This is a genomic window from Fibrella aquatica, assembly GCF_041321135.1.
GTDB lineage: Bacteria > Bacteroidota > Bacteroidia > Cytophagales > Spirosomataceae > Fibrella > Fibrella aquatica.
In genome coordinates, this window is sequence record NZ_JBGGWF010000007.1 from 250,280 (window position 1) to 273,375 (window position 23,096).

The window sequence follows — 23,096 nt, forward strand, 5'->3', positions numbered from 1 at the left end:
AGATACGTCAACAAAAAAAAGGCCCCGCGAGCTGACTAAATGGTCAGCTCGCGGGGCCTTGTTGAGCGCCTTACAGAATCACTTCTTATGTGCCTTCAATTGCCGCTGAAGGGCTTTGATTTCTTTTTGCTGTTGAATAAGGTGAAGCGTTAGTTCTTCGTTTTTCTGCACCAGTGTAGTCAGCAGTCTAGTCAGTTCAATCCCTTTATCGGCTACTTCAGAGGCAGCAGGCATACCGGGTAAATGACCGTTTTTCTGAATATAGGTTTCTACTTCACTCAGTGGCTGCAAGCGGTAATTGTTCTCGAACACAAAATCAGCCCACTCACTCGCCTTGCGGGTGCGAACAACCAGTTGGTTCGTGTTTAACTGATTAGCCAATACTACATCGCCTTTAGCAGATACCGTCAGAAACTTCTCGGCGACTGTTTTCTGGGCAGGCGATTGGGCAGTGAGGTTTGTAAATCGGAGACCGCTCTGATTTTCAGCACGGGCTGTTAGCTCAAGCAAACTTTGCGGCGAGGAGTTGCCAATGCCTACGTTGACACCGTTGCCCAGAATGAGTGCATTGCTGCTCAGTACACGTGCGTTGGCTCCAATAGCTGTGGCGTTCGACAGTCCTTTCCCAGCACTACTAGCGTTGAAACCCAGGTACGTGTTGTTGTTTCCGTCAGTGTCTAACGGCCCTGCGCCAACACCTACGCCGCTGTTTCCGCGACCTCCGCGCAGGCTTTGCCCGGCGTTATAGCCCATAAATACATTATCGCTTCCGTCGGTGTTGTTCTTACCCGATTCGTAACCAATAAATGTGTTATTAGAACCGGTCGTGTTAGGGTAACCCGCTTTCAGGCCCATAAACGTGTTATAAGAGCCCGACGTATTGGCCTGACCGGCCTGACTACCTAAGAATGTGTTAGACGATGACCCATTGGCCATAGTAGTACTCTGCCCCACGTATAAATTAGATGTCCCATTGTCAGAACTGATGGCAACAGGTGTATTATCGGGTACCACAATCTGACTTTGTGCCAAAGCACCAGTGATTGATAATGTGCTTAAGAATAGGAAGGTAGCGGTGAATTTCATAGAAAATAAGTTGGTGATAGACTGTGAGGCAAGATACAGGTTTTTACTAAAAAATTATGTAAACACAAGTAAAGGTGACTTAAAGTCAGTTGACAACGCTTCACAACCGTTACATCACGATTCGGGCCAAACGGTCATTTTAACGAAACAAAGTAGATGTAGATACATTTAACGGAGCACAAACCATCCTTAACGGAGAAACTGACATGGCAAACGTAGCAATCATCTATTACAGTGCCACCGGCACAACCTACCAACTCGCCAAAGCGATTGAAGAAGGGGCCAAAGCGGCAGGGGCCACAGTAAAGCTATTGAAAGTAAAAGAGTTGGCACCTGAAGAAGCCATTGCCTCAAACGAAGGATGGAGCAAACACCGCCTTGAAACGCAGGATTTGCCCGAAGCCACGCTCGATGATCTGGAATGGGCCGATGCGATCATCCTGGGCACACCAACCCGCTACGGCTTGCCTTCCTCGCAACTCAAACAATTCCTCGATTCAACTGGTCCACTGTGGGGAGCAGGAAAATTGATCAACAAAGTTGGTTCGTCGTTCTGTACGGTGGCTACGCCCCACGGCGGTCATGAATCAACGATATTGGCTGTCAACAATACATTCTACAGCTGGGGCATGCTTATTGTGGCTCCGAGTTATGCCGACCCCATTCAGTTTCAGGCGGGAAACCCATATGGTGCCTCGTTCACCAGCCAGAATGGCACGTTAGACCCCGATGAAACGGCTTTGGCAGCGGCTCGTTTTCAAGGCAAACGCGTGACCGAAGTAACCATCAAGTTTTTAGGCGAATAAACGTTCGACGGCAGGTACGTTGCCTATTTATACGGGAGACGTACCTGCATTTCGCAACCAGGAGGGTTCATTTGGGGTTTTGATGGTGTGACGATATCGTCAGACACAACCTACCATGACAACTCCCGAACAAGCCGTTTCTGCAATTCAAAGCGGCAACCGCGTATTCATCCATAGCGTCGCCCAAACGCCCCATGTGCTCATTCAGGCCATGGTTGATCAGGCCGACCGCCTCCGCGACGTAGAAATTTGCCACATCCACACCGAAGGCCGGCTCCCTTATCTGGAACCGCAATACGAAGGCATTTTCAAACCAAATTCGTTTTTTATCGGGGCCAATATGCGCAAACAACTGGCGCAGGGCATTGGCGACTACGTACCCATTTTCCTGAGCGAGATACCGCTGCTTTTTAGCCGGAATATTTTACCCATCGACGTAGCCCTGATTCAGGTATCGCCACCTGATGCACATGGTTTCTGTTCGCTTGGCCCCTCGGTCGATGTGTCGCTGGCGGCTATCCGGTCGGCCAAATACGTGATTGCGCAGGTGAATCCCCGCGTGCCACGTACCCACGGCGACGGGCTTATTCCCTTCTCGATGCTCCACGCGTCTATCGAAGTCGACGAGCCTATTTATGAAGTATTGCCCGGCGAAATTGACGCCACCGATCGGAAAATTGGTCAGTACGTGGCGAGTCTGGTCGAAGACGGGGCTACGCTTCAATTAGGCATTGGCGGCATCCCCAACGCTACCCTGGCTGAACTCATTCATCACAAGGGGCTGGGCATTCATACCGAGATGTTTACCGACGGTATCATTGATCTGGTAGAACGTGGCGTAATTACGGGTGAACACAAGACCGTTCTCCCCTACCGCATTGTGTCCAGCTTTGTCATGGGCAGTCAGCGCGTGTACGATTTCATTCACGACAATCCCGCTGTGGCCATGAAACAGGCGAGCTACACCAACGATACATCGATCATCCGGCGAAACCCGAAAGTGACGGCGATCAATTCCGCCATTGAAATTGACCTGACCGGGCAAGTTTGCGCGGATACGATCGGCACCATGCAGTATTCGGGCGTGGGCGGTCAGATGGATTTCGTGCGGGGCGCGTCGTTATCAGAGGGCGGCAAACCCATCATTGCATTACCTTCGGTAACCAGCAAAGGGTTCAGCAAGATTGTACCTTTCCTGAAAGAAGGAGCCGGCGTAACCACCACGCGCGCCCACGTGCATTTTGTGGTGACCGAGTGGGGCATCGCCGACCTGTATGGCCAAAACCTCCGTCAGCGCGCCCGGTTACTCATCAACATTGCCCACCCCGACCACCGCGAATTACTCGAACGAGAAGCTCACGCACGGTTCGGCCGACTGTGATAAACAGCTATGTTGCCTAAACCCCTAGGTGTTTAGGCAACATAGCTGTTTAATAAATCATCAAATCGATGCCGGTGATGTAATCGGGAACACAAACGTGCTGTACTTGCAGATTGATACAGATAACAGCCATTTAGTCCGATTATGGAAAGACGATTATTGAGTTTGCTCATTGGATTAATCGGCCTTCAGTTGGTCGCCAATGCTCAGTCAACGGTAAGTGGTAGACTACTTGATAAAGGTACCAACCAGCCCGTTCCGTTTGTTAGCGTAGCGCTGTTTCGCCTACCCGATTCGGTAGCTGTTGGCGGCGCCATTTCTGACTCAACCGGACTGTATCGAATTCTCAACGCCAGGGCAGGCACCTATTCGTTGCGGACTTTCTTCGTTGGCTACAAACCTGTATCGGTCCCCATAACCCTTGATCCTGGTGAGGCGCTTGACATGGATACGTTATTGTTGGAAGGTGACTCTAAACTGCTTAATGAAGTAACCGTCACCGGACAGCGGGCTGACGTTATCATTCAGGCAGACCGCCAGACGTACCGAGCCGCTCAATTTCAATCGGCAGCTGGCGGTACAGCTACCGACGTGCTTCGCAACCTGCCGGGCCTGACCATCAACGCCGAGGGTGACGTAAGCCTTCGGGGAGCCAACGGCTTTATGGTGCTGCTGAACGGCAAACCGGTACAAGCCAACCTGGGTACGTTACTGAACCAGCTTCCTGCCAACAGCATCGAGTCGATCGAGGTGATCACCACGCCAAACGCACGCTATGACCCCGACGGTAAGGCAGGGATCATTTCGATCATAACCAAGAAGGGCATTGATGAAGGCTGGTCGGCGCAGGTAAACGGCCTGATTGGTCTGCCAAGTACCCATGCGTTTGGCAATGCCAAAAACCCAGTCCGGTACAGCCCTGATCTGACGCTGAATTACCGCTCGGCCCGCTGGGATGTGGCCCTTAGTTCGGCCTATATCCGCAACGATGTTGCCGGTCGGCGCGAAGGTGATGTGAGCACGACCATTGGCAATCGCATCACTCGGTTTCCATCAACCGGTGAGCGGAGTTTCGACCGGTACACCTTCACCAACCGGCTGGCCATTGCCTACGTACCCAGCAAATCAACCACCTGGAATCTGGGCCTTTACCAGAGTCAGCGTACCGAAGACCGCCTGGCCGATATCCTGTACACCAACACGACTTCATCACTTCAAACCGGTCAGCTACTGGGTCAGCGGGCTTATTTCAACAGCAATCTGGTGCGCAAAGGAGGGCGGTTCTACACGGCAAACCTCGACTACACCCATACGTTTACGAGTAAGGCCACCCTCAGCGCCGGTGCTTTGTACGAGTATGACCTCATCGACGGCTTTACCTCGAACCGTAACCTGAACCAGACCAACTACGCCGACACCTTACAGTATTCGTACTCAACCACGTACCGACCGATCCAGAACTTCAGGACCAATCTCGATGCAACCCTGCCTATCTGGGGCGGCAAGCTGGAAGGCGGTTATCAGTACCGGTATCAAGACGACTCGGGCGATTATCGCTACAGCCAACAGGACGGCAATGGCCTACCCCTGCTGGTTGTACCGGGCTTTACCGGGCGCACGGCGATCATCAGCCACATCCACAGCGTTTATAGTCAATTCGGTGCGGTGAGCAAAACGGTAGATTATACAGTTGGTTTGCGCTACGAACACGCCATCCGATCGGTGCTGTCGCTGCCTCGTAACCAGATGTACTATCTCACACTCAATAACTTGTTTCCGTCATTCAACCTACTCTACAAGCCCAAAGCGGGAGTAGCCCTGCGAGCCGGTTTTAGCCGTAGGGTGCAGCGCAACAGCAACTTTGCCCTGAACCCACTGCCCGAACGCGAGCACTCAGAAACCCTCGAACAGGGTGATCCAAATCTGTTGCCCGAGTTTGTCAATCTGGCCGAACTAGGGTTGAGCAAAGAGGTCGGTCGGAGTACGCTATTGGCTACAGTCTACTATCAGGGTGTTCAAAACGTCATTAACCGGGTAAACAAGGTCTTTGCCGACACCATCCTGAGCCGTATTTACACGAATGCGGGGCAGGCACAGCGGCTGGGCATTGAATTGGCCACAGACCTGAAGCTGACCAAAAGCTGGAAAGTGTATTTGGGAGGAACGGTGTACCGGTACACGCAATCGGGGCAATTATTTCAGAATGAAGTGGTTTTCGATCGGGCAGCCTGGGTTTATTCAGTCAACGCCAATTCGACGGTGCAGCTCAGCCCAACGCTTACCTGGCAGGCCAACGTAAACTATCTCTCCCGCCGTATTACGGCACAAGGCGAAGATTCTCGTTTTCTTAGTCCGAATATGTCAGTCAAAAAGAGCCTTCTGGCAAGCCGGCTAACCATTATGGCGCAGTGGCAAAACATCGGGCTTGGCGTCTTACCCACCAATGAGCAACGTATCACCACCAGAGGAAAAGATTTTTACACCACGACGAATTACATTCAGGAAAAAGATGTGTTCCTGATCAACCTGAGCTATTCGTTCCGTCAGGTAAGCAAGCGGGCTAAACTACCGGGCAACGAGTTTGGCGATAAAGAATTTTAGCGATCCCCCTTCCCGGTTAAAATCAACACGCCGACCGCCTCAAAACAACTGCCTCAACCCCCTCAGGGCGCTCCGAAGGCGTGTTTTTACGGTACCTACCGGCAAAAACAGTTCGTCGGCGGCTTCCTGTTGCGTGTACCCACGAAAGTACAACAACGTAACCAGTTGCTGATGCTGTGGTGAAAGCGTTGCCAATAGGGATTTAACCCCGATCCGGTCTGTATTTATGGGCGGCAAACGACTTACCTGATCGATCAGGTAAGTCGTTTGCTCATCGATGGGTAGAAGATGACTGGTAGCAGGGCGGCTTCTGGTTGTGCTGGCCCGTCCGGCATCAATAGCGGTGTGGCGGGCCACATTGCACATCCAGGTATACAGTCGTCCTTTGCTGGCATCGTACCGATCTATGTGTTGCCAGATTTTGACAAAAACATCCTGCAACAGATCCTCAGCCTGGTCATGATCATGAATGACCTTCTGGATCTGCCACGCCAACGAAGCCGAATATCGGTTGTAGAGCCACCTGAAAGCCCGTTCATCCCGGCGGCGAAGTTGCTCGGTCAATACAAACTCATCTTTAAAGTTGGTAACCATCACTTTAACTCAGCATTGCCAAATAGAACAGAAAATGCTTTGCACCAGATGAGCACATAGCGCTGTTTCGTAGGGTCAGCTTCGGCGGGTAGATCAACCGAAAAGTTACCGCCGCCAGGTAGTCTGGAAACCTCGATGAAGTTGCGTAGTCCGGTGTTTTCGGCCAGGTAAATCCGCAAATCCGGACCCCCATCCGTTTTAAAATTGGTGAAGACGAGCGTTTGCTTTCCCCCTTTCTGAACCACACTGACCGTTCCGCTTGTCGGGTGTACGTTACTCATAAATGTCCCTCTCGCAAGTGACGTCTGGCCGGTGGTGTCTACAGTAGTGGTAGTGGTGCTTCCCGGCATGGTCGTCATCATCGGGGTTGGGTCGGCCGTCATTTCTGAGGAACGGCAACTGGCCATCAGGCCTAACAGACCCATAATGGCACTTAGCACATATCGTTTCATAAGTCAGAATGTGATAGTTGATTTACCATTTAATGAAAATACCGGCATTGTACGACCGCGAGAAAGGCACATTCTCACCCGACAATGCACCGATGGCACTGGCCGTTAAGCCCAATTTGTCGGGCACAATATCGTAAGCGGCTTTTATGCCCGTTCCCAGAAACTGCTGGTCGTTCAGGTACGTGCCCGTAAACTGATAGGCTTCTGTGTTGAAAAAAGGGCCGTTTCGGGCAGGCAACCGGAAATCGAGCGTACCAGCCACCCACAAGCGCGGATGCACCTGATAGCCAAACTCACCGTTCAGCTTCAGAAAGTTGCTGTAGTTCTGGGTCATGAATCCGTACCCCACTTCCGCATAGAAATAAGTACGTTTCCCACCCGACCCCAACGATAGATACGGCAACACCGTCCAGCCTTCGTAACCGGTACGGAGCCCCAGACGATCGTTGTTGGTGAAGGTATTGGCCAACGCATCAACGCCCACGCTCAGCTTCACCGGGCCGTCGAGAATGGCCCTTTTCACACCCAGGCCAATATTGCCCAGGCCCGACAACGTACCTGCCGGAACGGGGTTTTCCAGCGTATTGGTACTGGTTCCTGTACTGAGCCTTTTGTAAGGTAGCACGCCGCGCACCTCCCACCCTTTGGCAAAGCCATATTCAGCGTACAGTTGCCAGGTAACATCGCTGGTTGGCCGAAACGAAGCCTGTTCTGACCCACTCGGGCCAAAAACACCATCATAATACAGGCCGGAATAGCCGATCTGCAAAAAGCCCTTTCGGTAACCCCTCACCCAAGGCCCACCCGCCTGAACAAGCATTGGGACCAGAACAAAGAAAGCGATAAGCGAAATTGTCGTGTGTTTCATGGAGAAGGTGAGTTAATTCTTGTTTTTAATGTTGGGCCAGTTGGCGTCCGCTTTTTGAATGTAGCCAGCGCGATCCTTATCCCACTCCGTCCGAACTTTCAGGTTATAATTCAGGTAAAGCTTACCGTCGTTGATTGTCCAGGCGTCGGGTTCGGTGGGTGCCTTGTAGCCACGTGATGTCCCGTAGGCGCAGTAGCCACCGTATTGAGGTGCGTAACTAGAAGGAGCGGCTTTGAATCGGGCCAGATGGTCGGCACTGGCGAATAACCAGTTAGCACCATCGTAGATGTACGAAAAGGTCGAGTCGCCTTTTACGGGTTTACCATCCGTGAAATAAGCCACCGGGTCATATCCTCGAATAGCGTTTCCCCCCGGCGCAAATACAGCCGGTTTTTGGGCAACTGTGGCCGTTGTTGTTAGTAGGCAGAGAAGAAGCAGACGCAATACTGTATTCTTCATAATACATTGATTTACAAACAAATAATTAGAATTTATTACTAAAAACCTTCACAGCCTGCCACAACGCCATTCCGATGAAAGCGCCGCCGGCAAGTTGGTTGAGCAGCCGCCCGTTGAGGTAAGAAACGATCCGGTATCGTTGCCAATGGGTCAGAAAGGCAACAACAACCAGCAGCGCAAATGCCCCCGCCGACGTACCCAGCGCAAACGCCCATTGGCTGGCCGAATCGCCCACCGATACGAGCCGCGTACTGCTCAGATACAGCCACACCGCCGACCAGAAAGGAATCAACTGCGGGTTAGTACCAGCAAGCACCACTCCTTTCCAGAACGGAGCCAACGTACTTGAATCTGTTTGCTGATTTAACACCAATGGCTTCTGCCGAAACGAAGCAACCCCGGCCAGTAGCAATACCGGAATAGGCAGGTATATCAGGACAATCCACCAACGGGAATCGGCCGGAATAAGCATCAGGCCACCGGCCGCCAGGGCGCTGTACACAACCTCAGGTAAACTACCGCCCAACGCCAGCCACAATCCGGCCCGCCTGCTCTGGCTGAGTGTAGCCTGTACCACAGCCAGATTTACGCTTCCCGGATGAATGGACCCGGCGAAACTGATTGCGCTAACAAGCAAAAACAGAGGGAGCATGGCAGGAGGGTTAGTGAGCATGAACGCCCTGTTCGTGTTGAACTGTTGAGTAGGCAATCCCAAAATGTGGGGGCAAATCGATTCCTGAAAAAGCGTGCTGAACCGCTACCTGAATCAGGGCCATATGATGAATGGCATGCTCCATGTTATACAGCAATTCGCGGGCAATCGACGATGTTAGGCACAACGTACCTGCACCAGCAACCGACAGATCGGCTTCGAGCAGCAACGGTTGGTCCAGGTTGAGTTGGTGGATCAGTACATTAAGGTGCCCAATCCGGCGCAGGGCTTCGTCGGCCTGTCGTTCGAGCGGCAGATCGCGCTGACGTTGATCGTAGTTGAGCCTTCCGGTTTGCGGGCTTTTCACCAGCAGTTCATAAAACTCCAGAATATGCCGTACATGCCTGCCAATGGTGTTTCCCGACAGTACCGGTAACGCACGGGCATACTGCTCGTTGGTCAGTTGGCTAATTACGTTGGTGAGCTTCGCCAGTATATCGGCACTTGCTGCGGTCAGAGACATGGCAATGAAGGGGTTACTGGCAGGTGGAAATTGCAGTGCACTCATCTGCTGACTGGCTTTACCGTTTGTTTCCCCGATAGCCGCTGACCGAACCGATACACGATGATGCCCCACTGGAAGCGCGTCATCCAGAGAATGGTAGCACAGCTAACCGCAACCACGAGTGCCAGAAAAAACAGATAGCCCCCGTCGCCGAGTGTATCAATACCCAGCACAGTGAGGTGCGACAAAATAGCCCCAGCCATCACACCCAGTCCCAGGGCGGCACCAAACCAGCTTGTGCGCGGAATCAGAATGAGCACCGATGCAATCAGTTCAACCACGCCCGACCCAATCCGGCCCCAGGGTTCAACGCCCAGCATTGAGAAGATATAAACGGATTCGGGCTGACCCAGAAACTTGAAATACAGGGTCTGCAACAGAATGATAGCCGCTACCAATCGGGCAGCCCAAAGCAGGTACGTGAATGACTTTTTCATGTTTGATAGTTTTTGGAAGGGTCGTATGAGAATGAGCTACGAGGCTGAGCCCGTCAGTTTTGACCAGTTGGTATCTGCCTTCTTGTGAAGGTTCGCCTCGTCGCGGTTCCACTTGGTCAGGGTGTTGTTGATGAACGTGTGGTAGAACAGGAAGAGCTTCCCGTCCACGATCTTGAACGTTTCTGGATCGACCTCGACTTTCTCGCCAGCCGCGCCCATCGCGTAGGCACACCAGCCCCCGTACTGCGGTTCATATCGTTCGGGGTGTTCCTGGAAGGCTTTCAGATTGGCTACAGTCGAAAACCGGTAGGTGACATTTTTAATGCTGTAGCTCTGGGAAGCAATACCTTTTACCGCTTTTTTCTGGCTGAAATATGCCACGGGATCATAGCCCTGAATGGCTAGTCCATTGTCGAGATTGAACTGCTGTTTCCGCACCGCCGGATTTGATTGAGCAATACCCTGCAAGGAAGTGAGCATGGTAAACAGGAAGAGAGCGAGCGGCAATGTTTTCATGGTAAGGTCTGACTATCTATTGACGATTGGCAGAACCGATATTCCCGGTATGCCAACACAGACTACTTGCCAAATTCTATTCCAGTCAGTGCAAGAACTTGTAAAAAGCCTCTGATGCGCTGAAATCAACGAAAACAGCTCGTCATGAACGTACCTGCACCGTACCAAGCGGCTGTAATTTTCACGATATTTCGTAACCTTTACGAAATAACCGGGTGGCCAAATCAGCAGATACCTTCTTGGGGAACCAGTCCGAATCGCTCAAACAGCCACCTATAGCGCCTCAGGCTCTTTCTTGTGCACCAGCTATTCTTCGGACCGCGAATTGCGAGGTTAATCATATATTCGAACCGCAGATACGTACCTGTAAATCAGTGATTTTACCGAATGAAAGCTTCCTCCGCCATTCCATACAACGTGCTACGGCTCTCGCATTTCACCGTCGAGAATGCACTGGAGCCTATTTTACTATTCGATCGCGAAGGGCGAGTTAGCCGGGCTAATCAGGCAGCCTGCCATCAGCTTGGCTATTTGCCCACCGAGATCAGGCTACTCAACTACACGGATCTTCATACCGATACCAGCCCACTTGCGTTCGACGCCCTGTGGCAGTCGCTGGAGCAACAACATACACTAACTCTGGATCTGACTCAGGTACGTCGCGACGGCCAACAACGCCAGTCTGAAGTAGGTATGAATTTCGTCCGGTTAAACGACACCAACTACCTCTGCTGTTTTATACGCGACGTAACAGAACGGTCACAACTCGACGAAACACTCCGGTGCATTTCAGAAGGAACCGCCGCCGACATTGGAATGGATTTTTTTCAGTCGCTGGTTCAGCAATTGACTACCACCCTACACGTGCAATACGCCACCGTGACCGAATGCGCGAACCTCGACAGAACGCGCATCAGAACGCTGGCTTTCAGCGCCAATAGTACCCTTCTGGAAAATGTGGAGTACGACGTAGCGGGCACCCCCTGCGACATTGTGATGAGAGATCGTGACTTCTACTGCCCCACCGACGTAGCCATGAACTTCAGCCAGGGAGTTGGGCTGGAATCGTATTTGGGCGTACCCATCCACGATAAAGCCGGTGAAGTAATTGGGCACCTGGCCGTTAGTGACTCCCGGCCCATGACCAATCACCACAAGTACGTCGGTATTCTGCGGGTATTGGCCGCCCGGTCGGGGGCTGAAATTGGCCGGAAAGTAGCTGAAGAACGGCTATTGCACATTCAGGAACAACTGGAAGCAACCGTGGTGGCCCGCACACTTGAATTAGCCACGGCAAAAGAAGAGGCCGAAGCCGCCAACCGCGCCAAAAGCGATTTTCTGGCCACGATGAGCCACGAACTTCGCACACCGCTGAACGGTATCATGGGCTACACGCAACTCTTTAAACGAGACCCACAATTGACTGATAGTCAACAAAAAGGCGTAAAAGTCATGCACGACTGCGCCGAAAGCTTGTTGTCGCTCATCAACGATGTGCTGGACCTCTCGAAGATTGAAGCCCGCAAAATGGAAGTTCATGCCGAGGCTTTTTACCTGCCCGAACTGCTGCACAACATCATCCAGCAAATTCAGATTCGGGCCGACCAGAAAGGGCTTGTACTGGTAACGTACCTGGCCGATGACCTACCCGGCTGGGTAACTGGCGACGAGCGTAAACTTCGACAGGTGCTGCTCAATCTACTGGGTAATGCTGTCAAATTCACCCCGGCCGGCTCCGTTACATTTAGTGCTGAATGCTCAACCAACAACGTACCTGACTCCGAACTACCAGCCATTCTGTTTACCATTGAAGACACAGGGGTTGGCATTCCAGACGAACAACTGTCCACTATTTTTATGCCCTTCCAGCAGATTCGGGAGTCGGCTGATTTTGTGGAAGGCACTGGCCTGGGGTTATCCATTACCGACCAGCTCGTGCGCCTGATGCAGGGGCACCTCTACGTGGCAAGTCAGACAGGGCGGGGGACCCAGTTCAGACTTTCGCTGGCGCTCCCCGCTGTTACAGCCCAACCCGCCCTGCTACCAACCACGTCGACCACAAAAAGTGAAGAGACAATCGTAGGCTACGAGGGGGACCGGAAAACAATTCTGGTGGCCAATGACGCCTGGGAAAGTGGCTCTATTCTCACAAACCTGCTTCGGCCGCTGGGTTTTACGGTGATTGAAGTCACGGATGGCCGCGCAATCCATCAACAGGCGAAAGCCCACGCGCCTGATCTGATTCTGCTCGATTTGGCCATGCCCTATCAGGATGGATTCGAGGCCCTTACCCAGCTTCATACAGATACGGCCTTGACCAACACGAAAGTTTTCGCCTTTTCGGCGCGGGTTTTCGAGCAGGACAGGCAACAATGCCGGCAAGCCGGTTTCTCCGATTTTATCCCAAAACCGGTTGACCTAACCCTGTTACTTGCAAAAATTGGCCAACACTTGAACCTGACCTGGCAAACCAGCACCCTAACCGACGTAGCCGCCGGACCGCAAAGCACGCGCAAGCAGAACGTGCAGTGGCAATTACCTGGTCAGGCAGATCTGGAGGCACTGTATCGACTGGCCAGGATGGGTGATATCCAGGAAATTCTGATTCAGGTGGCCGACCTGGAAACGGCTTACCCGGCCTCCCAGCCATTTGTAGACCGTATTCGGCGGGCGGCCAATGACTTCGATACCCGCGCCATCAAAAAGTACCTTCAAACCTGCTTGAAAACGGCATGAACGCTTTCCCTGACGACGACAAAGCCGACAACATAGGTAGTCAGTCCACGATTTTGATCGTCGACGATATGCCCAACAACATCAGTGTGTTGTACGAGACCCTGACCCGGTTCCGGTATAAAGTGCTGGTGGCCCGTGATGGTAAAAGTGCGATTGAACAGGCTCAACTGGCGCACCCGGACCTCATTTTGCTGGATATTATGATGCCCGGTATGGATGGTTTCGAAACCTGCCGCCGCCTGAAACAGATCGATACCACACAGCCAATTCCGGTGCTGTTCATGACGGCCCTTTCCGAAACCATCGACAAGGTAAACGGCTTCAACATGGGCGCGGTCGATTACATCACCAAACCATTTCAGTTACAGGAAGTGCTGGCCCGGATCAACACTCACTTGACGTTGAGGCGCTTACACTGCGAACTTGAAACCGCCAACGCTTTACTGGAACATCGGGTTGCCGAACGAACAGCCCAGTTGTCAGCTGCATTGACCGAAGTGGAGCAACTCAAAAACAAGCTGCAAGCCGAAAACACGTACCTGCGCGATGAACTGAAACAAAGCATCCGGTTTGAGGAAATCGTTAGTCAGAGTAAAGCATTTGGTCGGGTGCTTCTGCAAGTCGAGCAGGTGGCTCCTACGAATACGTCGGTGCTGATTCTTGGCGAATCGGGTACCGGTAAGGAACTGCTGGCGCGGGCCGTTCACAACCGGAGCAGCCGAAAGAACAAGACGCTGGTTAAGATCAACTGCGCCGCCCTGCCCGCCACCCTCATCGAAAGCGAACTTTTCGGCCATGAAAAAGGCGCATTTACGGGTGCTACCACGCAAAAAACCGGTCGATTTGAGCTAGCCGACGGCGGCACTATTTTCCTCGACGAAATTGGCGAAATGCCGATTGACTTACAGGCCAAACTCCTGCGGGTATTGCAGGAAGGCGAGTTTGAACGGGTAGGCAGCTCCAAAACACTGAAGGTGAATGTTCGGGTGATTGCGGCAACGAACCGGGATCTGGAAAAAGAGATCAACGAGGGTCGATTCCGGGAAGATTTATACTACCGGCTCAACGTGTTCCCGATCCTGAGCCTGCCCCTGCGTGAACGAAAAGAAGACATTCCGCTACTGGTCAGACACTTCTGCGACAAACACGGCCCCAACATCGGCCGTCGGATCGAGATCATTGCACCGCAGGTTTTGGAAATGCTCATGGACTACCATTGGCCGGGCAATATCCGCGAACTTGAAAACGTCATCGAACGGTCGCTGATTATTTCGCCGGGCCGGAAACTGGAACTAGGCGACTGGTTACGCCGAAAAAACAACCTGCCTAAAAAGACCGGATTGATCTCCATGGAGGAGTGTGAGCGAAACCACATTCTGGCCGTGCTGGAACACACCCGCTGGAAGGTCAGTGGAGAGAACGGAGCCGCCAAAATCCTCGATATGATACCAACGACGCTGGACTCCCGCATGAAAAAACTGGGTATCCAGCGTCCGACCTAGCCAGGTACGTCCTGTTAGCTCACTACTCTGTATAGTTAACTCCTAGACGTCGATTGGCAACACTTTTGTCATCCCGATTTAACGGAACATTTACGAAATATCGTAAAACACAAGCACAAGAAGTGGCAACAAATTTAATTCAACTTGCTGACTTACAACACATTGAATCTATCTCAAATACTGGTACACCACTTGTACATAGCTCGGTAGATATCCTACTGACTCATGTGCACTGCCACTTACTTCCCGCTCACTGATAACGGCTTTATACTGACCCACAGCCGCGACGAAAGAGTGCTTCGCCCGTCGGCACTGCAGCCGAAGACGTATCGAATTAATGAGCAGGACATAACGTTTCCAAAAGACCCGCTGGGGCAAGGCACCTGGATTGCCGCCACGGCCTCAGTGTCGGTGTGTTTGCTCAATGGTGCCTTTACGGCGCACGTACCTACACCGCCCTATAAACACAGCCGAGGGCTGGTGATCCCCCATTTCTTCGCGTATTCGTCGATCGACCACTTCTCAGATACGTATGATTTCGAGGGCATTGAGCCATTTACGTTGCTGATCGCAACAGTAGGTCGTCTGGTCGAATTGCGCTGGAATGGCAGTCGGTTGTTCATGCATGACAAAGACCCAGACCGCCCCCATATCTGGTCGTCGTTGACGCTCTACTCGCCCATTATCATTGCACAGCGCGAAGATTGGTTTCGTGACTGGCAGCATCAGCACCCTAACCCGACTGTCGACTCAATCCGATGGTTTCATCAAAACGCCGGTGATGGCGACTCAACGAATAGCGTGCGTATGAACCGTAACAATGAGTTGCTTACGCTCAGCCTCAGCAGCATTGTTCATCAGGAAGCGCAGGTCGAGTTCATTTACAAAGATTTCACTCAGCAGTCGCTTACCCACACCCTCATCCGTCCGTCGTATGCAACCGCTTAGCTCACCTATTACTAGCCGGCCTGGTCTACGGCAATTTTTGCTGGCACGTCTACCCTTTTTCAGGCTGAATAGCCCATTTTTCATACGGCTTCGGCACTGGGAGTACTGGCCGTTTGAGGTGGTTTACGCACCTATTGTCTTGTACTGGCTTTGGCTATCAATCAAAGCGCGTTCCCTGTTCTTTTTTTCGGCGGCCAACCCATCCATCGAAACTGGTGGCTTGCTGGGCGAATCCAAAATCGACATCCTTGACCGGATTAGCGATGCGTTCAAACCAAAAACGGTATTTGTTTCGGCAGCTACCCACACAGAAGCCCTGTTCACCAGGATCGACGAGTTGGGCTTAACGTACCCACTTATTGCCAAACCAAACGTCGGCGAGCGCGGCTGGCAGGTCGAAAAGCTGACCGACTGGACAGGCGTAATCAAGTATGTGCAGAGTCACTCGTTTGATTTTCTGCTTCAGGAATACGTAGACGAGCCGCTTGAACTCGGCGTCTTTTATTACCGAATGCCGGGACAGTCGCAGGGCGTGGTATCGTCCATTGTTCAGAAAGAATTTTTGACTATTCGGGGGAACGGGCGCAACTGCATTGAGGAGTTGATCCACCAGAATGAACGGGCTATCCTTCAGTTACCAGTCCTGACACATACGCTCGGCCACCGTTTTCAGGAGATTCCGGCGATTAACGAAACCATCACGCTCGTCGGAATAGGCAATCACTGCAAAGGCACCAAATTCCTGAATGCCAACCACCTGATTACGCCTGAACTCACAGCAGTTTTTGACCAGATCAGTCAGTCTATCGACGGTTTTTACTTTGGCCGCTACGATCTGCGCTGTCGGAGCATCGCTGATCTACACGCAGGTCAGCACATCCGAATCATGGAACTGAACGGGGCCGGGGCTGAGCCGGCGCACATCTACCAGCCCGGTTTTTCGCTTCCGGAAGCCTACCGGGTTTTGTTTCACCACTGGCGCGTACTCTACGACATCAGCCGCGAAAACAACCGTCGGGGCATTGCCTACATGACCTTCCGCGAGGCCCTACGCTTCTGGAAGCGTAGCCGGAAACAATAAATTCTGACCTTCAAAGCATTGGTGGTTTATAAAGCTTCGCGCTACGTGCCCTTCGACAGGCTCAGGGTAACAAGCTCACCCAAGTTCGTCATTCACATCTGGATGTGAGTTGTCACCCTGAGCCTGTCGAAGGGCTACGCGAAAGCGATACACTCTTTACTTCACCCAAATCTGTTTCAACGCATCTTCGGCAGGTTTGCCTTGTGGGCTAAACGCATCACGTTCGCGGTGATTACCACCGGGCCTGTTGCGTTCGAGCATAAACCACTTCCAGAGAAAACCGCCCGCAAACCACGGCTGCGGGCTCAACGCCTCATAAAGCGCCGTGTAGGCGTTTGCCTGTGCCTCCAAATTAGGCTGGCAGTCCGTCTCGGATTCCCAGGGTGTTTTTGCCGTGTAGTCGCAGGAACGGTAGCCAAACTCCGTGAACAGGATCGGTTTCTGGTACGTAGCACTGAGCGCAGCGAGTTCGGCAATCGGTTTTTTCCAGCCGCGCACCATCGCTTTCACTGAGGGCGTTTTGGCATCGGCGACCGGGAAATAAGCATCAACGCCGATGTAATCGAGCTGATCCCAGAAGGGCAGTTTATCGTAGCGATCCCAGTTGGCGGCGTAGGTCAGTTTGCCTTTATAAATCTTCCTGACATCGATTATAAGTTGTTTCCAGAAATCGGGCCGGGCTATGGCAAACTTGTCGAGTTCGGTGGTGATGCAATACAGATCCACTTTCAGCGAATCGGCGAGACGGGCGTGACCAAGCACGTACCCGCGATAATCGGCCTCGAACGATTGCCAGTCGGCTTCTTTCTCGAAAGCCAAGTCGAGGTGTGAGCCGCCCATCATCCAGACGTGCGGTTTCAGCATCACTTTAAGTCCCTGCGCCCGCGCCATCTGCACGGTTTCGGCCACGCCATCGGGCGTTTCGCCCCACCATTGTCCACCACGCCGTTCGCCCGGAGGGCGGTTGCCATGCCAGAAAAAATGCGGATCATCTTTCCGACAGAAGCCATAGGGCACCACCGCCACCCAGGTTCCGCCATCGGCTTGCAACACGCGCAAGGTAGAATCGTTGGGTTTACGGGGCGGCGCTACCAGATTGGCACCTCTAATCGGTTCACCTACATGCCGGAAAGGCGGCTGATTCTGGCAGGACGCGACCAGACAGAGGCACAACAAACAGACGATGTTTGTAAGTTGACTTATAGGATTTGGGTAGATTGCAGGCATACTTCCTCGTTTCATCAACAGCTATGATTACCACCTCCGTTTTCGACTTATTTAAAATTGGTCCCGGCCCGTCGAGTTCGCACACCATTGGCCCCATGAAAGCGGCCTTTGATTTTGTGCAACGACTCGCCAAGTTAAGCCCTGATCAGTTGATAAAAGCCGATTCTATTCATATTCACCTCTACGGTTCACTCAGTGCCACCGGCAAAGGCCACGGCACCGACCGGGCCATTGTGGCGGGTTTATTGGGCTGGCAACCCGAAACCACCGACCCCGACGCCCTGAATAAAATCCTCCGCGACCCTGCCATAACGTACCCCGTTCAGGTTGGCGACAATGTCATTCCCATCAGCGCGGCATCGTTTCATTTCGAACGGGTTCGCTACGAATCGCCGCATGCCAACACAATGGTACTTAAACTGACCAGCGGCGACAAGTTACTGACCAGCGAAGAATATTACTCTATTGGCGGGGGTTTCATCATTCGCAAGGGCGACTCGTCCGACGCCAGTAAACATACCAAGGTGCCGTACCCCTACAGCACCATGAAAGAATTGAAAGCCCACTTGACCCAATCGGGCCTGCCACTGGCTGAGGTGCTTCTGGCCAATGAAATGGCGGTTTCCGGCCGGTCACTGCGCGATGTAAACCTCAAGCTTGACCAACTCATCGACGCCATGCACAAGGCCGTTCGGCGGGGGCTTCGTCACCGGGGTACGTTGCCGGGAACGATCAAACTTCGCCGAAAAGCTCCTGTATTATTCCAGCAGGCACGTTCGCTGTCGCAAAGTGCCGATAGTTTTCTGATTTTCCTGAATGCGTACTGTTTAGCTGCCTCAGAAGAGAACGCGGCGGGCGGTATTGTTGTCACGGCCCCAACCTCGGGCGCTTCGGGCGTTATTCCGGGACTAACGTACCTGGCCAAGCATCATTTTCACTATAGCAAAACCACCCTGCGCGAAGGCATGCTGGCCGCCGCGGCTATAGGTTTTCTGGTCAAACATAACGCCAGTATTTCGGGGGCAGAAATGGGCTGTATGGGCGAAATCGGCACCGCCTCGGCGATGGGGGCGGCGTTCCTCACGCACTGCGCGGGCCACAGCATCGACGCCATTGAATCGGCCGCCGAAATTGGCATCGAGCATCACCTCGGCATGACCTGCGATCCGATTGGTGGGTACGTTCAGATTCCGTGCATCGAACGGAATGCCATGGGTGCCGTGAAAGCCTACAACGCCTTCCTATTAGCCTCGTCAGGCGCACCAGGCATGCAGAAAATCTCGCTCGACGCGGTCATCAAAGTCATGAAAGCCACCGGCCGCGACATGTCGACTAAATACAAAGAAACCTCCGAAGCAGGGTTGGCGCTGAGTGCGACGGAATGTTAACAAAGAAGTTCAAAGTTTAACGTTTAATGTCTAAAGTTGCTGTGCTAGATTCTGATAAGTGCTTGACCAACTCAATTGGTTAAATGTCATAGTTTGGTAGCATGTCTTAATCAGGCAGCGCTTTTGTCATCCCGACGACAGGAGGGATCTTGGCGTTCCTGCTGAGAGGGCCTGGCACCTTTAAAAGGAACGCCAAGATCCCTCCTGTCGTCGGGATGACAAAAGCGTTGCGGCAGAGCCACTTTGAACATTGAACTTTGGACTTTGAACTCCTATTAAATCTGCACCAAATGCACAATCACTTCAGCGGATTTTTGCATGTCCTGAACGGAAACCCATTCCTGCCGGGAGTGGAACGCGTGTTCACCGGCGAAGATATTGGGGCATGGAAGGCCCATAAACGATAAGCGGGAACCATCCGTGCCGCCCCGAATGCTGCGGCGGTTTGGCGTCAGTCCGGCGCGGCGAATGGCTTCCAGCGCGTTTTCGACAACAGCGGGGTGCCGGTCGAGCACCTCTTTCATGTTCCGGTATTGTTCGGTTACCGAGAAGGTAGCCGTTGAGTTTGGGTAATCGGCCAGTACCTTGTTCAGTAGGTTCTGAAGCATGGTTTCGAGTTCGTGAAGGCCCGTCGTAGTGAAATCACGCACGATGAATCCAAGCACGACCCGATCCTGATTGCCTTCGATATGGGTTGGATGCACAAAGCCCTCTTTCCCTTCCGTGGTTTCGGGCGACAGGCGTTTTTGCGGAAGACCCGCTAGAATATCGCCCGCAATTTTCAGCGCATTTTCCAGCTTACCTTTCGCAAAACCTGGGTGCGTACTCACGCCCTGGATCACGATTTTAACGCCGTCGGCCGAGAACGTTTCGTCTTCCAACGTACCCAGCGACTCACCGTCGATGGTATAGCCATAGGCCGCATCGAGCTTGGTCATGTCGATGTTGGCCGTTCCTTTGCCCACTTCTTCGTCGGGTGTAAACAGAATCCGAATGCGCCCGTGGGGTACGTCCGGGTTGGCCATCAGGAACTCGGTCGCCGCCATGATCGCGGCTATGCCCGACTTATTATCGGCTCCCAACAATGTGGTGCCACTGGCCGTAATAATGTCATTACCGATCTGAGCCGCCAGGTCAGGGTGATCGGTCTGCCGAATAACGATGGGCAAATCACCTGCTTCGGCTACGTCCGGCAACACGATGTCCCGACCGTCCCACTGATAGTGAATAATCGGTTTTACACCGGCTCCAGTCACGTCGGGCGACGTATCCATGTGGGCACAGAAACAGATTGTTGGTCGGTCTTCTATACCTGGCGTGGCGGGAATGGTGGCGTAGATATAGCCAAAATCGTCCAGTTCAGCGTCGCTGATGCCCAGTTCGAGCAGTTCCTGCACCAACACGCGGCCGAGGTCTTTCTGCTTCTCGGTGGTTGGACTAGCATCTGAATTCGGATCTGATTGGGTGTCGATCTGAACATATCGGAGAAAACGGTCGGTCAGGGTTTCGGGGTTGATCATAACGAAGAGCGGTTAGGCCTGTAAAATAGTGGCCAGATCGGCTGGCGAGTAATTAACACTTTTCAGCGTTTTATGGTCGGCATCCCGGAAAACAAGGTATTTACCTTCCGATTCTTTGTAGTGACACGGAAACCCTTTTGCGGTATACTGCGCCACGGTTGCTTCGGCTTCTTCGATGGTCAGGCAGGCTTTGCTCATGTTCGAGCGCTGCACTTCGTTGAAAAGCGCATTGAATTTGTCGCCCAGGCCAAATTCCAGCACAGCACCCGACAACACGTATTGCAGATCGCATAACGCATCGGCAATTTCAACGATGTTTTCGTCGGCAATGGCCTGGCGCAATTCGTCCAGTTCTTCGGCAAGCAACGAGATACGCAATCCGCAGCGGGCATCTGATGGAATTTGGGGTGAATCGAGAACAGGCGCGTGAAAGGTACGGTGGAACTCAGCCACGGCATTCAGTGAATCGGGAGACGTCATAGTTGGTCAATTGTCGGCAGGGTGAAGCCGGAGGAAGATTAAAATGTAGTGGGTAACAGATTGGTTTTAATAAGCTTAATGGCAATGGCGAGCAGGATAATACCAAATATTTTGCGAAGCACTTCCAGTCCACCGGGGCCGATGCGGTCTTCGAGCCATTCCGATGATTTCAGTACGGCATAGATCAGTACCAGATTCAGGACAATACCGACCAAAATATTAACGGTCTGGTATTCAGCCCGTAGTGAGATGAGTGTGGTCAACGTACCTGCACCAGCGATCAGCGGAAACGCGATAGGCACAATGTGCGTAGCCCCACCCGACTCGATCTCCGATTTGAAGATGGTCCGCCCCAGAATCATTTCCAGCCCAATCAGGAAGATGATCAGGCCACCGGCTACGGCAAATGAGGCGACATCGACCCCGAAGAGCTTCAGGATTCGTTCACCAACGAACAGGAAAACGATCATCAGCACACCCGACACGATGGTGGCGCGCTCTGACTCAATTTTGCCGGTTTTCTTACGCAGATCGATCAGGACAGGCAGCGAACCAAGAATATCGATCACGGAGAAAAGGATCAGCGTGACGGAAATGATTTCTTTAAAAACGAGCATATGTGTAGGGCCGAAGCTCCAGCTTCGGTAGTAATTGACAGGCCTTGACTACCGAAGTTTCAGCTTCGGTGCTACTCGGAAAAAGTCTTTCAGTTCACTAATTTCTTCATCCGAAATGGCGGGGAAGTTAGCGATTCGGAACGTAGTATCTTTCCAGTCGCCGTATCCATTTCCGAGCAACAATCCGGCCTGTTTGGCGGCTTTCTTTACCGCCGCAATATCGGCCTCGGCTCCTGTAATGGCGATGACCGTATCAGACTGCAAATCCGGTTCATCGACCAGCACCTGGAAAGGCGAGTCAGCCATTTCCTGCTCGAAAAAACGGTACCAGTCAGCAGCGCGGCGCGTTGTGATGGCGTCTACCTCAACGATGTTGGGCACCTGCTCCATCACGCGATTCAGCAGATAGATTCCTAACCCGTTCGGCGTGTAGGGCGTTTGGAATTTCTGGAAATTTTCGTGCAGGAAAAGCAGGCTATTGTAGTGGTTGTTTTCGCCAATTTCTTCGGCCCTTTGCAATGCCCGTGGCGAGTAGATCAGCACCGCCAATCCGGCCGGTAAACCAAAACACTTCTGCACCGACGCGAACCACACATCGGCCAACGTCCAGTCGAGCACAATACCGGCCATCGACGAAACGGCATCGACGGCGATAAGCGCATCCGGAAAATCTTCCCGAAACTCGACCAGAACCGGCATACGTACCTGCGTTCCATTAGATGTTTCGTTTTGCACCACACACAACACATCGGCTTCGTCGGGCTGGGTCATGGGTTTCAGCCGATGAGCATACTCCTTCCACTTTTTGCCAAACGCGCCGCTGTATGGGTGCAGGCTCGTCTGTTTCGTCAGCGATTGCGCTACGATCTCCCAGCATTCGGTAGCCGACGACACCAGGGCAACGTGGTAGTTTTCAGGTACGTTAAGTTTTTGCCGAACGCCCCGGATAGCCCCTTCCGTAACGGCCATAAACTCAGGGCTACGGTGGTTCATGCTCACGATGCCCGACGCGCAAGCCTCCGCCGCGTAGCTGCCCACCTGCGGGTAAATCTTAGAAGGACCAGGGTAGAAGGTTGTCATGGTAGAGAATTAAGAATTGAGAATTAAGAATTAAGCCGGTCCGCCGTTGCGGTGGCTCTGCTAAACAACCAACGTATCTATTAGCAGAGCCACCGCAACG

22 protein-coding genes are annotated in these 23,096 nt (G+C 52.6%); 8 read left to right on the plus strand and 14 right to left on the minus strand.

Annotation, left to right across the window (positions count from 1 at the left end; all coding sequences use genetic code 11):
• Window positions 1-78: 78 nt before the first annotated feature.
• Window positions 79-1,086 (minus strand): hypothetical protein, encoded by a 1,008-nt coding sequence (locus ACAW87_RS17455; protein WP_370724917.1) that lies wholly within the window; start codon window positions 1,084-1,086, stop codon window positions 79-81.
• A 206-nt stretch (window positions 1,087-1,292) separates the two neighbouring features.
• Between ACAW87_RS17455 and wrbA the strand changes: the two genes are divergently transcribed.
• From wrbA to ACAW87_RS17470, 3 genes are all read left to right on the plus strand, one after another.
• Entirely contained in the window at window positions 1,293-1,892 is a 600-nt protein-coding gene (gene wrbA, locus ACAW87_RS17460; protein ID WP_370724918.1) for an NAD(P)H:quinone oxidoreductase, read from the plus strand.
• A 115-nt stretch (window positions 1,893-2,007) separates the two neighbouring features.
• A complete protein-coding gene (locus ACAW87_RS17465) occupies window positions 2,008-3,273 on the plus strand; it encodes an acetyl-CoA hydrolase/transferase family protein (protein ID WP_370724919.1) in 1,266 nt (421 codons plus the stop codon).
• 144 nt (window positions 3,274-3,417) lie between these two features.
• The gene (locus tag ACAW87_RS17470) at window positions 3,418-5,874 is read left to right on the plus strand and encodes a TonB-dependent receptor (RefSeq protein WP_370724920.1); all 2,457 of its coding nucleotides are present in this window, start codon (window positions 3,418-3,420) and stop codon (window positions 5,872-5,874) included.
• A 39-nt stretch (window positions 5,875-5,913) separates the two neighbouring features.
• Here the strand turns inward: ACAW87_RS17470 and ACAW87_RS17475 are convergent, their stop codons facing one another.
• The 8 genes from ACAW87_RS17475 to ACAW87_RS17510 are packed head-to-tail and all read right to left on the minus strand — an operon-like array spanning window position 5,914 to window position 10,417.
• Window positions 5,914-6,468, minus strand: coding sequence for an RNA polymerase sigma factor (locus tag ACAW87_RS17475; RefSeq protein WP_370724921.1), 555 nt, complete (start codon window positions 6,466-6,468; stop codon window positions 5,914-5,916).
• Window positions 6,468-6,920, minus strand: coding sequence for a DM13 domain-containing protein (locus tag ACAW87_RS17480; protein ID WP_370724922.1), 453 nt, complete (start codon window positions 6,918-6,920; stop codon window positions 6,468-6,470). The genes ACAW87_RS17475 and ACAW87_RS17480 overlap by 1 nt, the downstream gene beginning before the upstream one ends.
• 22 nt (window positions 6,921-6,942) lie before the next feature.
• Window positions 6,943-7,788, minus strand: coding sequence for a hypothetical protein (locus tag ACAW87_RS17485; protein ID WP_370724923.1), 846 nt, complete (start codon window positions 7,786-7,788; stop codon window positions 6,943-6,945).
• A 12-nt stretch (window positions 7,789-7,800) separates the two neighbouring features.
• Complete coding sequence (locus ACAW87_RS17490) at window positions 7,801-8,247, minus strand: YHS domain-containing (seleno)protein (protein WP_370724924.1); 447 nt, start codon at window positions 8,245-8,247, stop codon at window positions 7,801-7,803.
• A 25-nt stretch (window positions 8,248-8,272) separates the two neighbouring features.
• Complete coding sequence (locus ACAW87_RS17495; RefSeq protein WP_370724925.1) at window positions 8,273-8,899, minus strand: LysE family translocator; 627 nt, start codon at window positions 8,897-8,899, stop codon at window positions 8,273-8,275.
• Between the two features lie 10 nt (window positions 8,900-8,909).
• Entirely contained in the window at window positions 8,910-9,467 is a 558-nt protein-coding gene (locus ACAW87_RS17500; RefSeq protein WP_370724926.1) for a DinB family protein, read from the minus strand.
• Window positions 9,464-9,901, minus strand: coding sequence for a DoxX family protein (locus ACAW87_RS17505; RefSeq protein ID WP_370724927.1), 438 nt, complete (start codon window positions 9,899-9,901; stop codon window positions 9,464-9,466). Before ACAW87_RS17505 ends, ACAW87_RS17500 begins: the two co-directional genes overlap by 4 nt.
• A 36-nt stretch (window positions 9,902-9,937) precedes the next feature.
• Complete coding sequence (locus tag ACAW87_RS17510) at window positions 9,938-10,417, minus strand: YHS domain-containing (seleno)protein (protein WP_370724928.1); 480 nt, start codon at window positions 10,415-10,417, stop codon at window positions 9,938-9,940.
• Window positions 10,418-10,804: 387 nt separating this feature from the next.
• Between ACAW87_RS17510 and ACAW87_RS17515 the strand changes: the two genes are divergently transcribed.
• The 4 genes from ACAW87_RS17515 (at window position 10,805) to ACAW87_RS17530 (ending at window position 16,684) form a co-directional block, all read left to right on the plus strand.
• Window positions 10,805-13,153: an ATP-binding protein gene (locus ACAW87_RS17515; RefSeq protein ID WP_370724929.1), complete on the plus strand. Its 2,349-nt coding sequence runs from the start codon at window positions 10,805-10,807 to the stop codon at window positions 13,151-13,153.
• The gene (locus tag ACAW87_RS17520; RefSeq protein WP_370724930.1) at window positions 13,150-14,655 is read left to right on the plus strand and encodes a sigma-54-dependent transcriptional regulator; all 1,506 of its coding nucleotides are present in this window, start codon (window positions 13,150-13,152) and stop codon (window positions 14,653-14,655) included. The genes ACAW87_RS17515 and ACAW87_RS17520 overlap by 4 nt, the downstream gene beginning before the upstream one ends.
• 225 nt (window positions 14,656-14,880) lie before the next feature.
• Window positions 14,881-15,603: an NRDE family protein gene (locus ACAW87_RS17525; protein WP_370724931.1), complete on the plus strand. Its 723-nt coding sequence runs from the start codon at window positions 14,881-14,883 to the stop codon at window positions 15,601-15,603.
• A gap of 37 nt (window positions 15,604-15,640) precedes the next feature.
• Window positions 15,641-16,684, plus strand: coding sequence for an ATP-grasp domain-containing protein (locus ACAW87_RS17530; RefSeq protein WP_370724932.1), 1,044 nt, complete (start codon window positions 15,641-15,643; stop codon window positions 16,682-16,684).
• A gap of 156 nt (window positions 16,685-16,840) precedes the next feature.
• Here ACAW87_RS17530 and ACAW87_RS17535 read toward each other — a convergent pair whose 3' ends face one another.
• Entirely contained in the window at window positions 16,841-17,860 is a 1,020-nt protein-coding gene (locus ACAW87_RS17535) for a glycoside hydrolase family 113 (protein ID WP_370724933.1), read from the minus strand.
• 74 nt (window positions 17,861-17,934) lie between these two features.
• Between ACAW87_RS17535 and ACAW87_RS17540 the strand changes: the two genes are divergently transcribed.
• Window positions 17,935-19,299, plus strand: a complete 1,365-nt coding sequence (locus tag ACAW87_RS17540; RefSeq protein ID WP_370724934.1) for an L-serine ammonia-lyase — start codon at window positions 17,935-17,937, stop codon at window positions 19,297-19,299.
• 275 nt (window positions 19,300-19,574) lie between these two features.
• Here ACAW87_RS17540 and pepT read toward each other — a convergent pair whose 3' ends face one another.
• From pepT to ACAW87_RS17560, 4 genes are read right to left on the minus strand one after another with little or no spacing between them, the layout of a single operon-like run.
• Window positions 19,575-20,819 (minus strand): peptidase T, encoded by a 1,245-nt coding sequence (gene pepT / locus ACAW87_RS17545; RefSeq protein ID WP_370724935.1) that lies wholly within the window; start codon window positions 20,817-20,819, stop codon window positions 19,575-19,577.
• 12 nt (window positions 20,820-20,831) lie between these two features.
• Entirely contained in the window at window positions 20,832-21,299 is a 468-nt protein-coding gene (locus tag ACAW87_RS17550; protein ID WP_370724936.1) for a pyrophosphohydrolase domain-containing protein, read from the minus strand.
• Between the two features lie 38 nt (window positions 21,300-21,337).
• On the minus strand, window positions 21,338-21,916 hold the full coding sequence (locus ACAW87_RS17555) for a MarC family protein (RefSeq protein ID WP_370724937.1): 579 nt from the start codon (window positions 21,914-21,916) through the stop codon (window positions 21,338-21,340).
• Window positions 21,917-21,964: 48 nt separating this feature from the next.
• On the minus strand, window positions 21,965-22,996 hold the full coding sequence (locus ACAW87_RS17560) for an aminotransferase class V-fold PLP-dependent enzyme (protein WP_370724938.1): 1,032 nt from the start codon (window positions 22,994-22,996) through the stop codon (window positions 21,965-21,967).
• Window positions 22,997-23,096 lie beyond the last annotated feature (100 nt).

Excerpts from the sequence above, each read along its gene's own strand:
- ACAW87_RS17455 (WP_370724917.1), bottom strand. The coding sequence starts at position 1,086 with ATGAAATTCACCGCTACCTTCCTATTCTTAAGCACATTATCAATCACT.
- wrbA (WP_370724918.1), top strand. The coding sequence starts at position 1,293 with ATGGCAAACGTAGCAATCATCTATTACAGTGCCACCGGCACAACCTAC.
- ACAW87_RS17465 (WP_370724919.1), top strand. The coding sequence starts at position 2,008 with ATGACAACTCCCGAACAAGCCGTTTCTGCAATTCAAAGCGGCAACCGC.
- ACAW87_RS17470 (WP_370724920.1), top strand. The coding sequence starts at position 3,418 with ATGGAAAGACGATTATTGAGTTTGCTCATTGGATTAATCGGCCTTCAG.
- ACAW87_RS17475 (WP_370724921.1), bottom strand. The coding sequence starts at position 6,468 with ATGGTTACCAACTTTAAAGATGAGTTTGTATTGACCGAGCAACTTCGC.
- ACAW87_RS17480 (WP_370724922.1), bottom strand. The coding sequence starts at position 6,920 with ATGAAACGATATGTGCTAAGTGCCATTATGGGTCTGTTAGGCCTGATG.
- ACAW87_RS17485 (WP_370724923.1), bottom strand. The coding sequence starts at position 7,788 with ATGAAACACACGACAATTTCGCTTATCGCTTTCTTTGTTCTGGTCCCA.
- ACAW87_RS17490 (WP_370724924.1), bottom strand. The coding sequence starts at position 8,247 with ATGAAGAATACAGTATTGCGTCTGCTTCTTCTCTGCCTACTAACAACA.
- ACAW87_RS17495 (WP_370724925.1), bottom strand. The coding sequence starts at position 8,899 with ATGCTCCCTCTGTTTTTGCTTGTTAGCGCAATCAGTTTCGCCGGGTCC.
- ACAW87_RS17500 (WP_370724926.1), bottom strand. The coding sequence starts at position 9,467 with ATGAGTGCACTGCAATTTCCACCTGCCAGTAACCCCTTCATTGCCATG.
- ACAW87_RS17505 (WP_370724927.1), bottom strand. The coding sequence starts at position 9,901 with ATGAAAAAGTCATTCACGTACCTGCTTTGGGCTGCCCGATTGGTAGCG.
- ACAW87_RS17510 (WP_370724928.1), bottom strand. The coding sequence starts at position 10,417 with ATGAAAACATTGCCGCTCGCTCTCTTCCTGTTTACCATGCTCACTTCC.
- ACAW87_RS17515 (WP_370724929.1), top strand. The coding sequence starts at position 10,805 with ATGAAAGCTTCCTCCGCCATTCCATACAACGTGCTACGGCTCTCGCAT.
- ACAW87_RS17520 (WP_370724930.1), top strand. The coding sequence starts at position 13,150 with ATGAACGCTTTCCCTGACGACGACAAAGCCGACAACATAGGTAGTCAG.
- ACAW87_RS17525 (WP_370724931.1), top strand. The coding sequence starts at position 14,881 with ATGTGCACTGCCACTTACTTCCCGCTCACTGATAACGGCTTTATACTG.
- ACAW87_RS17540 (WP_370724934.1), top strand. The coding sequence starts at position 17,935 with ATGATTACCACCTCCGTTTTCGACTTATTTAAAATTGGTCCCGGCCCG.
- pepT (WP_370724935.1), bottom strand. The coding sequence starts at position 20,819 with ATGATCAACCCCGAAACCCTGACCGACCGTTTTCTCCGATATGTTCAG.
- ACAW87_RS17550 (WP_370724936.1), bottom strand. The coding sequence starts at position 21,299 with ATGACGTCTCCCGATTCACTGAATGCCGTGGCTGAGTTCCACCGTACC.
- ACAW87_RS17555 (WP_370724937.1), bottom strand. The coding sequence starts at position 21,916 with ATGCTCGTTTTTAAAGAAATCATTTCCGTCACGCTGATCCTTTTCTCC.
- ACAW87_RS17560 (WP_370724938.1), bottom strand. The coding sequence starts at position 22,996 with ATGACAACCTTCTACCCTGGTCCTTCTAAGATTTACCCGCAGGTGGGC.